At 40.1% G+C, this 15,906-nt stretch carries 11 protein-coding genes; 7 read left to right on the top strand and 4 right to left on the bottom strand.

Annotated features, from left to right (window positions below; translation table 11 throughout):
* Window positions 1-196: 196 nt before the first annotated feature.
* The gene (locus tag ACHWSC_RS03720; protein ID WP_394675817.1) at window positions 197-2,308 is read right to left on the bottom strand and encodes a M3 family metallopeptidase; all 2,112 of its coding nucleotides are present in this window, start codon (window positions 2,306-2,308) and stop codon (window positions 197-199) included.
* Between the two features lie 170 nt (window positions 2,309-2,478).
* On the opposite strand from ACHWSC_RS03720, the gene ACHWSC_RS03715 reads away from it, so the two are divergent.
* Window positions 2,479-3,555: a DUF4407 domain-containing protein gene (locus ACHWSC_RS03715; RefSeq protein ID WP_394675816.1), complete on the top strand. Its 1,077-nt coding sequence runs from the start codon at window positions 2,479-2,481 to the stop codon at window positions 3,553-3,555.
* A gap of 90 nt (window positions 3,556-3,645) precedes the next feature.
* Here ACHWSC_RS03715 and rmuC read toward each other — a convergent pair whose 3' ends face one another.
* Entirely contained in the window at window positions 3,646-4,968 is a 1,323-nt protein-coding gene (rmuC, locus tag ACHWSC_RS03710; protein WP_394675815.1) for a DNA recombination protein RmuC, read from the bottom strand.
* 204 nt (window positions 4,969-5,172) lie between these two features.
* Window positions 5,173-6,360 carry a formimidoylglutamase gene (locus ACHWSC_RS03705; protein WP_120335149.1) on the bottom strand — a complete coding sequence of 396 codons (1,188 nt, stop codon included), beginning with the start codon at window positions 6,358-6,360 and terminating at the stop codon, window positions 5,173-5,175.
* A 188-nt stretch (window positions 6,361-6,548) separates the two neighbouring features.
* On the opposite strand from ACHWSC_RS03705, the gene ACHWSC_RS03700 reads away from it, so the two are divergent.
* The 6 genes from ACHWSC_RS03700 to ACHWSC_RS03675 all read left to right on the top strand — a co-directional run bounded on the left by ACHWSC_RS03700 (window position 6,549) and on the right by ACHWSC_RS03675 (window position 14,665).
* A complete protein-coding gene (locus ACHWSC_RS03700) occupies window positions 6,549-7,520 on the top strand; it encodes an NAD-dependent epimerase/dehydratase family protein (protein ID WP_145330330.1) in 972 nt (323 codons plus the stop codon).
* 109 nt (window positions 7,521-7,629) lie between these two features.
* Window positions 7,630-8,922, top strand: coding sequence for an HAD-IB family phosphatase (locus ACHWSC_RS03695; RefSeq protein ID WP_088163251.1), 1,293 nt, complete (start codon window positions 7,630-7,632; stop codon window positions 8,920-8,922).
* A 137-nt stretch (window positions 8,923-9,059) separates the two neighbouring features.
* Entirely contained in the window at window positions 9,060-9,644 is a 585-nt protein-coding gene (locus tag ACHWSC_RS03690) for a hypothetical protein (protein ID WP_075994535.1), read from the top strand.
* Window positions 9,645-9,646: 2 nt separating this feature from the next.
* On the top strand, window positions 9,647-9,778 hold the full coding sequence (locus tag ACHWSC_RS03685; protein WP_394675814.1) for a hypothetical protein: 132 nt from the start codon (window positions 9,647-9,649) through the stop codon (window positions 9,776-9,778).
* A 159-nt stretch (window positions 9,779-9,937) separates the two neighbouring features.
* On the top strand, window positions 9,938-13,273 hold the full coding sequence (gene mfd / locus ACHWSC_RS03680) for a transcription-repair coupling factor (RefSeq protein WP_120335151.1): 3,336 nt from the start codon (window positions 9,938-9,940) through the stop codon (window positions 13,271-13,273).
* 201 nt (window positions 13,274-13,474) lie between these two features.
* Entirely contained in the window at window positions 13,475-14,665 is a 1,191-nt protein-coding gene (locus ACHWSC_RS03675) for a trans-sulfuration enzyme family protein (RefSeq protein WP_394675813.1), read from the top strand.
* Between the two features lie 89 nt (window positions 14,666-14,754).
* On the opposite strand, the gene galK is transcribed toward ACHWSC_RS03675, so the two are convergent.
* Complete coding sequence (gene galK, locus ACHWSC_RS03670) at window positions 14,755-15,906, bottom strand: galactokinase (RefSeq protein WP_394675812.1); 1,152 nt, start codon at window positions 15,904-15,906, stop codon at window positions 14,755-14,757.

Raw genomic sequence — 15,906 nt, 5'->3', positions numbered from 1 at the left:
TGTTTGACACTTATGGCAAACACTAATATGGGTATCTCCTCTTTGGCTTAGAATTTTTGTGTCACACATACTACCTGCATTTATTTAGACTCATTATAAATAATACTCAAATGTAAGAATAGTTTTTAGAATAACAAGTACCTGAACAAAAAAAAGGCGATATATTTCTATATCGCCTTTTTTTAATTAGAGAGCATTAGTTCAAACCTCTCTTTTTCAATAGATATTTTGGATCTGGATCTGCACCTCTAAATGTACGGTACATTTTAGCAGGATCATCAGTACCTCCTTTTTCAAGGATATTTTTACGGAAAGAGTCTGCTGTCATTTGATCGTACAACGACTTTTCCTTGAAAGCTGCGAAGGCATCTGAATCCAATACTTCAGACCAGATATAGGCATAATAACCTGCAGAATATCCACCAGCGAAGATATGTTGAAAATATGTACTTCTATAGCGCGGAATAATAGCATCAATAATACCTATTTTTTTCATTGCTGTTTTTTCAAAGCCATTAATGTCTTTTGAAATTTCTTTTGTGGTAGCATGATAATCCATGTCTAACAACGCGGCAGAAAGGTATTCAACCGTTGCAAATCCTTGATCAAAGGTACCGGCCTTTTCCATTTTTTGAATCAATGAATCTGGCATTGCTTCTTTGGTCTTATAATGCTTAGCATATGTTCTTAACACCTCTGGATCTGCTGCCCAATTTTCCATCACTTGTGAAGGTAGTTCAACAAAGTCACGTGGTACAGAAGTTCCGGCCATTGAGCGGTATCTCACATTGGAAAGAAGACCATGCAGAGCATGTCCAAACTCATGGAACAAAGTAGTCGCTTCATCAAATGTCAACAAGGCAGGATTTTTTCCCACTGGTTTTGTGAAATTGCATACGATGGAAATTACTGGAGCAACACGTTTGCCATCTTTTGTCGACTGGTTACGGTAAGAAGTCATCCAGGCTCCCCCTCTTTTCGACTCACGTGGGAAGAAATCGGCATATAGCAGACCTAAATGTGAACCGTCTTTGTCTTTAACTTCATACACTTCCACATCTTTATGGTAAGTTGGTACATTGTTTAAGGCTACGAACGTCAAACCATATAATTTATTGGCTACAGCAAACGCACCTTCACGAACTGCAGGAAGACTCAAATAAGGTTTAATTTCGTCCTCATTCAATGCGAAACGTTTTTTGCGAATAATTTCTGTATAATATCTCCAATCGTAAGGGGCCACAGCAAAATTACCTCCTTCAGCCTTAATTTCCTTTGCTATATCTGCTTCTTCACCTTTTGCTTTAGCGAGTGCTGGAGCCCAAAGTTTATTTAACAGTGCATAGACATTGGTCGGATTCTTCGCCATTGATTCCTCTAGTACATAGGCCGCATGTGAAGAATAACCCAATAATTTTGCTTTTTGAAGGCGAAGGTTTACAATTTTTTGAATGATCGCCTTGTTATCGTTGGTGTTATCTTGATTACCGCGTAGCTGATAAGCCTCCCAAAGTTGCTTTCTCAGTTCACGATTTTTTGCATATTGAAGAAAGGGCATAATGGAAGGATTCTGTAAAGTAAACACCCACTTATCCTTCTTTCCTTTTGCTACGGCTTCTTCAGCTGCTGCCGTTTTCAACGATTCAGGCAAGCCTTCCAATTGGCTAGCAGAGTCAACGACCAGTGTATAAGCATTGGTTTCAGCAAGCAAATTTTGTCCGAATTGCGTTGTTAATGTTGAAAGCTCAGCATTAATTTTTTTCATTTTTTCCTTATCAGCATCCTTTAAATTCGCTCCGGAACGTACAAAACTCTTATAGGTTTCTTCCAACAGTTTATTGTCCTGTTCGTCTAATCCAAGTGTATTTCGACTGCTCCAAACTGTTTTGATGCGGTCAAATAGTTTGGTATTCATCGAAATTTCATCAGAATGACTCGATAAGATGGGAGCCAAATCTTTTGCTATCGCCTGAATACTGTCATTTGTATTGGCACTATTTAGATTATAAAATACAGTAGATACATTATTCAATAATCCACCTGCATTTTCTAGAGCGACTATCGTATTTTGAAATGTTGCTTTATCCGAATTGTTGACTATCGTGTCAATTTCCAAATTGTGTACTTTTATCGCTTCATCAAAAGCTGGCCTAAAATGCTCTGTTTTGATCTTGTCAAAAGGCGGTACATTAAATGGGGTTTCGTAAGCCAATAAAAGAGGATTATCTGTCATCACTTTTTTTTCCTCACAACCAACAAATGCAGTTGCCACTATCGCAAAAAATGGCAAAAGTTGTCTTTTCTTCATATTATCTGATTATTCCTGATTTTTTTCAAAGATAATAAAATTAGGCAAATGGTCGGCCTTGTTGGAGAGGGGTTGCAGAGGAACATGAAAACAGTCATCGTATTGTAAAACAAAAACTTATTCATAAACCTTGTTAAAAATAATCTGTCAATTTGAGTAAAAATATTTTAATGAGCGATATTAACCGTTTCTTTTGGAGATGTGCGGGGGTACATCAAGAAACTCTTGAAAAATATCCGGAAGAGCATAGTAAGTACACAGCCATAGGTGCTACTATTTTTTTTACGGGATTGTTTGCCAGCCTTTCGGGCGGCTATGCCATGTATTTCGTATTTAGTGGTGGGGCATTTGACTGGCTTTTGGCCATTGTATTTGGCATCATTTGGGGTTTAGCGATATTCAATATGGATCGCTATATTGTACTCAGTATAAATAAATCAAAAAGTGGCCTTATGCAGCTTCTGCAGGCTCTTCCTCGAATTTTATTGGCAATTTTGATTGGTTTGGTTATCTCTAGGCCGTTGGAGTTAAAAATCTTCGAGAAAGAGATTCGAGAAAACCTCCGTGTACGTTTTCTCGCCGATCAACGCGCTAAAATCGACACGCTCAACAGTACTTTCAATAAGAAATATGCCAATGAGGTTTCGCTTTTAAAAGCGATTACGGTCGAACGTGATTCATTGGAAGCCAGTATTAAAAATGATCGTACAAAATTGAATTACGAGATATTCGGGAACAAAACAACTGAAACATCCGGTGTCATGGGATATGGCCCTTATGCCAAAATGAAAGAAGAAGAGCTGAAGAAAAAAGAGGGCTATTTGGACACTTTACGGAACAAGATAACGACCCAACAAAACGCAATACGTCAGAAACAGAAATTTGAAGGGATATTGGACCAAAAAGTCTTATCCAACGCTTCGTTGGACAGCGCAGTCAATGTCGCTGGTTTTGCAGACCGCAATTCTGCGCTGGGCAATCTAAGGTACGATGCCAATGGAAAGGTCAACGAATCCAATGCAAATGCTGTGTTTTTTATTGCGCTGCTTTTTGTCTTCCTCGAATGTCTTCCGGTAATCGTCAAGCTCCTGGCAGGAAAGGATCCTTATGACAACGAAGTCCAAAACCAAAGGACTATTCATGATTACGAATCAGACACCAATGTCACTGTTCAAAAAGAAGCTGTAGATCGTTTAAAGGATACGTATGTGGATGTTTCCATCAATAAACGGATGAAAGAGCTTTAGCAGAACCTCTAGCATAAGTTAGCAGAGCAGGCTTTGCTTTGCACGGTTAAAAATTAAAAACGGGCTTACCGAAAGGTAAGCCCGTTTTTGTTAATCTTCCTCATCTAAAAATTTGGAATCGATCTGTTTATTTGCTTTGGCTCCTAAACGTTTTAATTTCTCCACTTTTCCGATCACGTTCCCAGCGCCTGTAGAGAGCTTTTTAGTTGCATCTTCATGGCTTTTTAATGCGCGCTCTAACTGATTTTGCACCTGTTCCATATCATTCAGAAAGCTCACAAATTTATCGTAAAGGCTCCCTGCTTCTTTCGCTATTTCAATTACATTTCTGGTCTGACGTTCCTGTTTCCAGATACTGGCGATAGTACGCAATGTCGCTAACAATGTCGAAGGGCTAACGATTACAACCTTACGATCCCAAGCATCGCTGAATAGATCCGGTTTTTCAGCGACGGACATACTCAATGCAGATTCAATCGGCATAAACAGCAATACAAATTCTGGCGATTCTATACCATATAACTCGTGATAGTTTTTTGCGGAAAGTTCTTTCACGTGATTTTCCACAGACTGTACATGTTGTTTTGCGAAAATTGCGCGGTCCTCATCTGTCTCAGCATTGACCCAACGTTCGTAGGCAATCAGCGAAACTTTTGAATCTACAATCAGATGTTTATCTTCAGGAAGGTCGATAATCGCGTCGGGTTGCATTCTTCTTCCTTCGGCATCCATCAGAGAGACCTGTAATCTAAATTCGCGATCGCGCATAAGTCCCGAACGCTCCAAAACCCGCTCTAAAATTACCTCACCCCAATTGCCCTGCTTTTTGGTATCCCCTTTTAATGCCTTGCTTAAGCTATTGGCTTCGTCTTTAATTTTAAGACTCTGTTCGACCAGCTGAAGGACAACTCCCTTTAAAGAATTTCTTTCCGCGGCCTCTTGATTGTAATTTTTATCGACTTTCTCTTCAAACAATTTGATTTTTTCCTTCAATGGATCTAAGATCAAGCCTAGGGAACGATGATTGGTCTCTGTAAACTTTTGTGTCTTCTCTTCCAATATTTTATTGGCAATAACCTGAAACTCATTGTTGAATTGTCTTTTAATCTCTGCGATTTCATTCTTCTGTTCCTGAAATTTATCGAGCTGCGCCTCATAAAAAGAACGTGTACTCTCTAAAGACCGCTCTGCGACCAGAAGATTCTCCCGTTCCTTATCCAATTCATTTTTTATCATAAGACGTTCTTCCAGCAAACTTTGTTCCCGCTGTTGCGATCTAGCAAGCTCAATTTTTAGTGTTTCAACCTCTTTATTGTACGCGGGACCGGTACTGGTATCGGTATTCTTTTTTAGTACCAATACGATCAAAATGACCAATAACAATACGATTCCCGCAAAGAAAAATATTTCCATGATTTGTATTTTCTGAAGATGGTGTATGCTTACCTGAGCAGGTCTATTTTTCCATCACTGCATTTAACTAAACCTATAACATCTCAATCATAATGAATCGGCACCACTAAAAAACAGATAACTCCAATCTGTTATCAGTTTGCACGATTTATTACACACTTCTCTATGGTAAGGCGTAATACCAATGCCCCACTTAGTGGTACATTATTGTAACTTTTGGTGTGTTTTCCACCATAGATCAGGCATTTCACCTGAAACAGCCAATTGGTAGTCTTCATAACGGCAAGGCACGAGGTAATAGCGTTCATTGACTGATTTAGATCCAAAATAAGGCACTTGAATCCACCAGCGGTCTGATTTTTTACTTTTCACAAAGACCAATTCATGCTCTTCATTTTCCAGTGTCGTGCGATAAATGATATAAGATGATTTGGGGTACAGTGGCGTATCTTGTTTGCGGTTATAGTAACCATCAATAAAGCACCATATCATTTGGGAGACCAACATAGCCGTCTGCTCCATTGGATCAAATGTTGGATTGAATTCATAAAAACCGATGGAAGAACATTTATCCGACATCCCGGCATAGCGGGCGAGTTGACAAGCTTCATCGCCAAATAAACCATTGGGCATTGCATTGGCATTTCCAGGTGCTTCAGAGGCCCGAATGGCTCCTATGTCAAAACTAATTAAATCCGCTGCTCGGATCAAAGGCTCTGATTGGTCCATTTTACCGGCAATCATACCGACTCGTGTTGCATTAAAAAATAGTTTATCATACATATTGATAGACTCTTTACTTACGAGATAGGTTTGATAGGCTATGGCATTTAAATTGAATAAATAGTCTGGCTGGTGCAAGATAATATGGTTCACATAAGATCGGGAATTCAGGCTTACATTTTCAGCATTTTCCTCATCAAGGTCAAAACGAGCATCTATAATTGCCAGCTCTATCTTTCGCTCTAAGTTTTGATACCCCAAATATTGTGCATAGGTAAGGTCCTGTCCACCACCAATGATAATCGGAAGAATATTTTCTTTGACCAGTTCCTCTACGACAGATTTTAAAGCGATATAGGTATCTTGAATTGTATTACCGGCTTTGATATTTCCCAAATCAACGATATTCATCTTATAATCGCCCTGATATAGCGCATAGAGATGTTTTCGTACTGCATCCGGCGCCTTATCCGTTCCGTTATTATTCATGGATGCACGGTCTTCCTCCACACCAACAATAGCCAATTGAGGCTGTTTATCTACTTCCCAGCTCGGAAAATCTATTTCATAGGCTTGAATAATGTTTCCTAGTTGAGAACTCAAGAACCCATGCTCAGGAGCAAAACCTGTAATTGAAATCGGGCTAAAGAATACGGACAGTGATGACATAAGCTATAATTTGTAAAATTTCCTATTTGTTCTGAAAACGACTGTTTTAATTGGACTGAAAGAATCTACCTAGGCTTTCTGGCGTTTGATACCCGCGAAAGCATGAAGGTTTTCAGGATGCAATTCACACAAATATCCATTTATTAACTAACTTTTGAAAACATTATTTTTAACAGTATCTTTATCAAGTGATATTAATAACTGGAGGAACAGGTTTTTTAGGGTCTACACTAATCAGACAGTTGATAGACCAAGGAATTGACGTCATTGCCATCAAAAGAGCTCAATCGACTATTCCGGCCTCGTTGTTATCGTCTTCGTTGGTCCAATGGATCGACGCTGATATCAACAATTATTTTGAATTAGAAGATGCTCTTGATGGGGTTACTAAAGTATTCCATTGTGCAGCATTGGTTTCCTACCAAAAGAAAGACGCTAAGGCACTCTTTAAAGTGAACGTGGAAGGAACGACAAATCTGGTCAATCTTTGCCTTGAAAAGGGCATTCGCCTACTTCATGTCAGCTCGATCGCAGCTTTAGGGACAAATCGAGACAACCTTCCGGTATCCGAGAAAGACCATTGGGAACACAATTCATTGACATCGAACTATTCGTTATCAAAATATCAGGCAGAGATGGAGGTCTGGCGTGGCATCACCGAAGGTTTAAGTGCAGTTATTGTCAACCCCTCAGTAATTTTAGGTGCTTCGGCAAACGAGAAAGGCTCTGGAGCTATTTTTTCGATGATCAATAAAGGTCTACGATTTTATCCGAAAGGAAGTGTCGGCGTTGTTGACGTTGAAGATGTTGCTGCGATCATGATTCAATTAATGGAAAGAGATGATATCACGGCTGAGCGCTATATCATCAATCATCTCAACATAAGCAACAAGGATCTGCTGAGCGTGGCAAGTGTATTAATGAATAGGCCTGAACCGACAATCGAAGTTTCCGAAACCTTACTCCAAATTGCCTCTACTGTTTCCAGCATGCTTTCCGTCTTTAAAAAATCGGATACGACTTTGACAAAGGAAACAGCGGCAGCGTCAAGTGCCAAATTACAGTATTCCAATGCTAAAATCCAGGAACTTCTAAACCACAGTTATCGACCTTTGGAACAAACGCTAAAGGAAATTGCAGATTTATATAACAAACAGTAAAACTATAACATAACAAACAACCAAACCTTGAAACCGTCGGAAACCTACCGATATCGGAGATCAGCATTCAGCGCTATTGCTCACGATCGTTTCATAAAAAAATAACAAGATGAAAAACTATTACATCATTGATTTTGATAGTACATTTACGCAAGTAGAGGCACTTGATGAACTTGCACGGATCTCCCTTGAGAACCATCCGGATCGCGAATCTATCTATCACGAAATTGAGCGGTACACCAATCTTGCCATGGAGGGTAAACTATCTTTTCGTGAGGCTTTGGCTGGTCGCGTTAAACTCTTAAATGCCAATAAATCTCATCTGGATAAACTTGTTTCACATCTTAAGAAAAAGGTTTCAACCTCTTTTTCCCGAAATCGTGAATTTTTCAAAAAACACGCAGACACCGCATGGATTGTTTCAGGAGGTTTTAAGGAGTTTATTACTCCTGTAGTTACTCCGTATCATATCAAGACTGAAAATATCTACGCCAATACATTCCGATTTGATGAAGAAGGTAATATTATCGGTTTTGATGAAGAAAATCCCCTATCAAATGAAGGTGGAAAGGTGCAATTATTAAAGCAATTAAATATTGAAGGAAGGCTATTTGGTATTGGTGACGGTTATTCAGATTTTCAACTGAAAGAATCGGGATTAATTGAAAAATTCTTTGCATTTACAGAGAATATCCAACGTAAAAGTGTCACTGAGAAAGCAGACTTCATCACACCTAGTTTTGATGAGTTCTTATATGTAAATGATCTGCCCCGTGCAATATCCTATCCCAAAAACCGTATCCTTTGTTTGATCGTGGGCGATGTACCAGAAATAGCGGCTCATATCTTAAAAAGAGACGGTTTTTCTATCCGCACAAAAGATACTTTCGAAGAAAAGTATGTGAAAGATGTAGGGATGCTTCTATTAGGGGACAATATCGATATCAGTGATGAGCAACTCCAACATGCTGACAAATTAAAAACGATCGGATATTTAGGTGATATCAGAGGGCATATTAATAAGGATATCTGCAATGCTAAAGGTATTGTCGTTTTTGATGATAAAAAAAATAAAAAGAAAAATTCCGAGTTTATACCTCGGCGGATGGCCGATTTTATCAACAATGGTGATACTTATTTAAGTCGCAACTTCCCAAATCTGATTTTACCAAAAGTAAAACAGGTAACGAGATTATTGCATATCCACCAAAACGTTCCCGGAATTATGGCGCAGATCAATAAGGTCTATGCCCAAAATAACATCAATATCGTTGCCCAATTTCTAATGACCAAAAGTGATATTGGCTATGCGGTAACCGATATACAAGGTGAATATGATAAAGATCTATTGAAACAACTCAAACAGATCGACAATACAATTAAGTTCAGAATATTGTATTAATAGCAAACAGCCGTAAATATGGGCGGCAGCTATTGCCTGCTTAAATTCCGGCTTATGAAACGAGAAATTTATTCAGGCACACTTTCAGTGTGCCTGACTTTTCGCTCAACAATTCTTTTTACACTAAAACATAGATTATGTCCTTACATCAAGATGCCGAATTAAAGAAAGCTGTACTTGACCTACCACAGAAGGAAAAAGACAAACTCCTTGTACGCCTGATAAGCAAGGACAAAATGCTAATCAAACAATTGCATTTCCAATTACTGGAAAATGCGGACGATTTAGAGGAACGGATTGAAAAACTACGAAAGCAACTGGCGCAATTGTTCGATATTGGTTTAAGTCAAATTGGCAATACGCCACAACACAGTCATTTTATTGCACTTAGCAAGCTGGTGAAACAAGCAAGCGGTTTAGTGAATGAACACGAAAAAGTCACCAAGGACAAAATCAGTGAAGTAGAATTTAGATGCTATATCCTGAAGAGAACCATTGCTGATTACGACAGGCTTTTCGACTCCTCTTATCAGTCTGCCGCCCACAAATTGCATAAATATATAACAGGGCGTATAAAGCATGCGGTGGGTAAATACAGTAAACTTCATGAGGACTTTCAGTTTGACTATCGGGAAGATTTTCAAAATACACTGGATGCTTTTGGTAATACAACACTTAAAAGCTATATTAGTGAACAGAAGATTGACCTCGACCTAAATTAGTCATGAGAAATAGCAAAAACCGCGTTAAAATTGGATCCTTTCATATTACAGCTTATGAGCAATATAAATTAATTTACTTGGCCACATTATTGGTGTTGCTCGCTTTTGCCTACACCTTTTACCTCGCGAAATAAACTCCTGCACAGATCAATCTGTTATAGCTTTTGAGCTACCCAAAGTAATACCCTTCTTAATGAGGGATTCAGCCATTTTTTTTACCAAAAAATTTAGTACTTCATACCCAATACTTGATACTATTTCGTTAAATTCGCAATTATTCGAAATTTTTGCTCGTGGGAATTCAAGAAATATTAGAAAAATACAGCCAAAGCGAATCTGTCCAGTCGCTTACCAAGGCTATACAATCCAAAAACCCAAAGATTCAGCTGAAAGGGCTTATTGGATCTTCGGATGCGTTCATAGCCGTATCTTCTTACAACTTACAGGAACGTCCAATGGTCTTTATTTTACCGACTCATGAAGACGCTTCTTATTTTTTAAGTGATCTGGAAAGCCTGTTGGATAAGCAGGTTCTTTTTTTTCCTTCGTCTTATCGCAAAGCTTTTGATTTTACACAAACTGACTCTGCCAATGTATTGCAACGTGCGGAGACTTTAAGTTCACTCAACCATACTTCGGAATTACCGAAAATGGTTGTGACTTATCCAGAGGCTATTGCTGAGAAAGTGATCAACCGCAACGACCTGGATAAAAACACGTTGGAAATAACAGAAAACACCGCTCTAAGTATTGATTTCATCAACGAATTTTTGATCGAATATGATTTCGAACGTGTAGACTTTGTGTATGAACCAGGGCAATTTGCGATACGCGGTGGCATCGTGGATATATTTTCTTTTTCGAATGACCTCCCATACCGCATTGAATTCTTTGGCGATGACATCGAAAGCATACGTACATTTGACATTGAGTCCCAGCTGTCTGTCAAAAAAATCCACAAAGTAACCATTGTACCGAATGTCCAAGCGAAATTCCTGACATCCCAACACATTTCCTTATTGGAATATGTAGATCAGGACGCTACGATCTGGATCAAAGACGCTCAATTTACGTTAGATATTGTAAAAGATGGGTTAAAAAAAGCGGAAAAATTATGGGCGGGGCTAACAGATAAGCAGAAAAAGGATAATCCCGAATGGCATAACCCAGCCTATGAGTTTACAGATGAGAAGAATCTCAATGCCTTATTCTTTGAGTTCCCTATCATCGAATTCGGCAAACAGTTCTTTTATAAAGCTGAGGTAACACTCAAGTTCGATATCCACCCGCAACCTTCGTTCAATAAGGATTTTAATCTCTTAATCCATAATTTCAAGGAGAATGAGGGCCAGCGGATCCAGAATCTGATCTTTTCAGATTCAACCAAACAGGTCGAACGTATCTATACGATTCTAGAAGATCTCGATAAATCAGCGACCTTTATTCCAATTCATAAAGCTTTACGCGAAGGTTTTAGAGACGACAGTTTAAAGTTGGCCTGTTACACGGATCACCAGATATTTGACCGCTATTATAAATATAAACGCAAGAAGGCTTACGAGCGTTCGCAGGCAATTACGCTCAAAGATTTACGGGATCTTAAACCTGGTGACTTCATTACCCATATTGACCACGGTGTTGGTCGCTATGGAGGGTTGGAAAAAGTGGACGTCAACGGTAAATCTCAGGAAATGATCCGCCTGATCTATGCAGACAACGATCTTTTGTATGTGAACATCAACTCCTTAAACCGTATCTCCAAATATTCCGGCAAAGAGGGTACTGTTCCCAAAATGAATAAACTGGGTACCGACGCTTGGGACAAACTCAAAAAGACAACCAAGAAAAAAGTTAAGGATATTGCGCGCGACCTGATCATGCTTTATGCCAAACGAAAGGCCCAGCATGGAAATGCGTTCTCACCGGATAGCTACTTACAGAATGAACTGGAGGCCTCCTTTATCTATGAGGATACACCCGATCAGGAAAAGGCTACTGCCGATGTAAAAAAAGATATGGAATCGCCGCATCCGATGGACCGATTGATCTGTGGGGATGTTGGCTTCGGAAAAACGGAGGTTGCCATCCGTGCAGCCTTCAAAGCTGTCGCAGACAGTAAACAAGTTGCTGTCCTGGTACCGACGACCATTCTTGCATTACAACACTTCCGGACATTTTCGGAGCGCCTAAAGGGCCTTCCATGCACGATCGACTATATTAATCGTTTCAAAACGAGCAAACAGATCAAAGATACCTTAGCCAGGCTCGCTGAAGGAAAAATAGACATTATCATTGGTACCCATCGCCTTGTTAGCAAAGATGTCAAGTTCAAAGATCTTGGTCTAATGATTATCGATGAGGAACAAAAGTTTGGGGTTGCAGTAAAGGAAAAATTGAAGGTCATGCGTGCGAATGTAGACTCACTGACATTGACAGCAACGCCAATTCCAAGAACATTGCACTTTTCATTAATGGGGGCCCGCGATCTGAGTATCATCTCGACTCCCCCACCCAACCGCCAGCCTGTACAGACCGAACTCCACGTTTTCAATGAAACACTGATCGGAGAGGCCGTCAGTTACGAACTTGATCGTGGTGGACAGGTATTCTTTATCCATAATCGTGTCGCAGATCTTCCGCAGCTGGGCAATTTGATTCGCAAGCTGGTTCCAGGAGCACGGGTCGGTGTTGCACATGGCCAATTGGAGGGTGATGAACTCGAGGATGTGATGCTTAAGTTTATCAATCACGATTTCGATGTCTTAATCGCAACAACAATTATTGAAGCGGGTCTTGATATTCCAAACGCGAATACGATTATTATTAATCATGCACATATGTTCGGACTGAGTGACCTGCACCAAATGCGGGGCCGGGTCGGTCGCTCTAATAAAAAGGCCTTCTGTTATCTACTGAGTCCGCCATTGTCGACTTTAACTTCGGAGGCCTATAAACGACTTTCTGCGATAGAAGAATTCTCTGAACTCGGCTCTGGATTTAATGTTGCCATGCGCGATTTGGATATACGTGGCTCGGGCAACCTATTAGGTGGCGAACAGTCAGGATTTATTGCAGAGATCGGTTTCGAGATGTATCATAAAATCTTGGACGAAGCTATTCAGGAACTGAAAGAGGATGAGTTCTCAGCAGTATTCGCTGATGAGAAAGAACGAAAATATGTGTCCTTTACACAGATTGACACCGACCTCGAGGTATTGATCCCGGATGAATATGTAACCAATATCACTGAACGATATAATCTGTATACGGAACTCTCTAAATTGGAAAACGAGCAGCAATTGGCAGCATTTGAAAAAGAACTTGAAGATCGCTTTGGCCCTATCCCACGAGAAGTATTTGAATTATTCAATACACTCCGTTTACAGTGGTTTGGCAAAACGATCGGATTCGAAAAAATAGCGTATAAAAAGCATACACTGAAAGGTTATTTTGTCAATAACCCCAAGTCGAGCTACTTTGAATCTGATCAATTCGGCCGAGTACTGTCCTTTGTACAAAGCCATCCGGAGATCAGCAACCTCAAAGAAGTCAAAGGCCAGCTTCGTTTAGCATTAAACAATGTGAATACCATTGGGTATGCATTGAGCCTGCTAAGAGAAATGTTGTAAGATATATTGATGCATCCGATATAAATAAAATCTACATATTGAGTAGATTTTATTTATATTTGATATACAAGACAAACCTTCTTCGAGCTGTTAGCACCAAGAGTGCTTTCAAACGAGCTAAGGGTTCCTTACGATCAAAGATTCGACAAGATCGAGTTATGGATTCTTAAGGCGATACAAGCATCAATCAATATTATTAGTATGGCTACCAATACAGAAACGATACTCGTCCATGAAGGACAGCAATTCAACCAAACATCTGCAGTAACTACTCCAATCTATCAGACATCCACATACATTGCAGATCCTGACGCAACGGAATACATCAAGGCTGCTACCGAACCGAAACACCCTTATTTTTATCATCGCCATGGCAACCCAACGAATAGCCAAGTAGCGTCCATCCTAGCAAAATTGGAAAAAACGGAGGATGCACTTGTATTTGCAACAGGTATGGCAGCGATCAGTACAGCCATATTGGCCATCGTTAAATCGGGCGATCATATTGTCGCCCAACATGCACATTATTCCGGAACAGCTATTTTCTTTAAAGAGTTCCTAACGGATTATGGCATCACGGTTACGGCTGTGGATCAAACAGATGTTTCAGCTTTTGAAAAGGCTATTCAAACAAATACCAAACTGATTTATATTGAGACTCCATCGAATCCAAACCTCAACATTAGCGATTTAAAAGCACTCGGAGAGCTTGCCAGAAAACATGGAATCCAGAGTATGGTCGATAATACATTTGCCTCCCCTATCAATCAAACACCGACAGATTTTGGAATAGACGTCGTTGTCCACAGCGCCACGAAATATTTGGGCGGACACAGCGACCTCACTGCGGGTATCGTCTGCGGTACACAGGACTATATCGCCAGCGTATGGAAACGATCCGTCGCTTTGGGAGCATCACTTGCACCGCTTGATTCCTGGTTACTATTACGGGGATTGAAAACATTAAGTCTACGGGTCAAACAGATCAATACAAATGCGCTGAAGCTGGCCGAATTTCTGGATCAACATCCAAAAATAAAAAAAGTCAGTTATCCTGGATTACCCAATCACCCACAACATGAGCTCGCGGCCCAACAAATGAACGGTTTCTCCGGTATGCTTTGCATCGATGTCAATGGTAAAGATGAAGAAGAGGCATTTTTAAATGCACAGAAACTCATCAATGGGCTGCATATATTTATCAACGCGGCCAGTTTGGGAGGGGTCGAATCGCTTATTGTACACCCCGCAAGTATGTGGGGCGGTCATCATACGAAGAAACAGAAAGAAGCTTCCGGAATCACGCTAGGCATGTTGCGCATCTCTGTTGGAATCGAACATGCCGACGATCTAATCGCCGACTTAAAACAGGCATTAGACCTGCTTAACTAGGACTTGTGTAGTAAGTCGTTATCAAAAAAGACAAAAAATAAGGGGAATAGCATGAACATGCTATTCCCCTTACTGTACCTACTTTTTTATCACAGTACGCGGGTACCATCGGCAATCCTGACCTGAATAACCGAAAGTTCTTTATCAAATTTCTGTTTGTATTCTTTTTCGAGTGTTGGCAAAATTGAAGGTAATACACCTTCTTTGACGATATTGATTGTACAGCCACCGAAACCGCCCCCCATCATTCGGGCACCGATCACCTCAGGAAATTGTTTGACGTAATCCACTAAATAATCCAGTTCCGGACAACTGACTTCATACACTTTACTTAATCCCTCATGGCTCTGAAAAATATACTGTCCAAGCTGAACAACATCTCCTGACCGTAGTGCATCACAAGATTTCTCTACGCGTTCATTCTCACGGACCACAAAGCTAGCTTTCGCATAAATATCGGCATCTTTATCTTTCACCAATTCATCAAGCATCGCTATGCTTACATCACGCAGGTTCTTGACTTCCGGGTATTTTTCCTGTACCCATGCAGACGCCTGTTCGCATTGTTCACGACGTGTATTGTAAGCTGTAGAAGCTAATGAGTGTTTTACGTTTGTATTCAATAACACAACTTCATAACCCTTAAGATCAAGCGGAACATACTCAAATCCTAAAGTACGGCAATCCAGTTTGATGACATTTTTCTCTTTACCAAAGGCTGATGCAAACTGATCCATGATACCACACATCACACCAGCGTAGGTATGTTCAGCTTTTTGTGCAATCTGTGGAATATCAAGTCGCTCTACATGTAGCTCAAAAAGCTCGCTGAGCGCCAAGGTAACGGCACATTCAACGGCCGCTGAAGACGATAATCCGGCCCCCAGTGGCACATCGCCATCGATATAAAGGTTGAATCCACCTAGCGTTGCCCCACGTTTCTGATACTGATCAACTACCCCAAGAATATAGTTTGGCCAATGTTTTTCTGAGATTGCAATATCTGCTAGTTTTACCTCATGACGTTCTTTATAATCTTCCGCATAAAGCACAATGTTATCATCCGATCGCTTACTTACAGCAACGTATATTGCTTTGTCAATTGCAGCAGGCAATACAAATCCATCGTTATAATCCGTATGTTCTCCAATAATATTAATCCGTCCGGGGGAAGTAACGACAAGAGGTTCCTCCTGGTAGAGTTCTTTAAATTTGTTTACAATTGTATCTTTTGTTATCAT

This window comes from uncultured Sphingobacterium sp., from assembly GCF_964277905.1.
GTDB classification, from domain to species: Bacteria; Bacteroidota; Bacteroidia; order Sphingobacteriales; family Sphingobacteriaceae; genus Sphingobacterium; species Sphingobacterium siyangense.
This window is presented reverse-complemented; position numbering and strand designations above follow the sequence as displayed.

What these genes read in the sequence shown, in the direction of transcription:
- ACHWSC_RS03720 (WP_394675817.1), bottom strand. Translation starts at nt 2,308, where the DNA reads ATGAAGAAAAGACAACTTTTGCCATTTTTTGCGATAGTGGCAACTGCA.
- ACHWSC_RS03685 (WP_394675814.1), top strand. Translation starts at nt 9,647, where the DNA reads ATGAGAAATAGCAAAAACCGCGTTAAAATTGGATCCTTTCATATTACA.
- ACHWSC_RS03675 (WP_394675813.1), top strand. Translation starts at nt 13,475, where the DNA reads ATGGCTACCAATACAGAAACGATACTCGTCCATGAAGGACAGCAATTC.
- rmuC (WP_394675815.1), bottom strand. Translation starts at nt 4,968, where the DNA reads ATGGAAATATTTTTCTTTGCGGGAATCGTATTGTTATTGGTCATTTTG.
- ACHWSC_RS03695 (WP_088163251.1), top strand. Translation starts at nt 7,630, where the DNA reads ATGAAAAACTATTACATCATTGATTTTGATAGTACATTTACGCAAGTA.
- ACHWSC_RS03705 (WP_120335149.1), bottom strand. Translation starts at nt 6,360, where the DNA reads ATGTCATCACTGTCCGTATTCTTTAGCCCGATTTCAATTACAGGTTTT.
- ACHWSC_RS03690 (WP_075994535.1), top strand. Translation starts at nt 9,060, where the DNA reads ATGTCCTTACATCAAGATGCCGAATTAAAGAAAGCTGTACTTGACCTA.
- galK (WP_394675812.1), bottom strand. Translation starts at nt 15,906, where the DNA reads ATGATAACAAAAGATACAATTGTAAACAAATTTAAAGAACTCTACCAG.
- ACHWSC_RS03715 (WP_394675816.1), top strand. Translation starts at nt 2,479, where the DNA reads ATGAGCGATATTAACCGTTTCTTTTGGAGATGTGCGGGGGTACATCAA.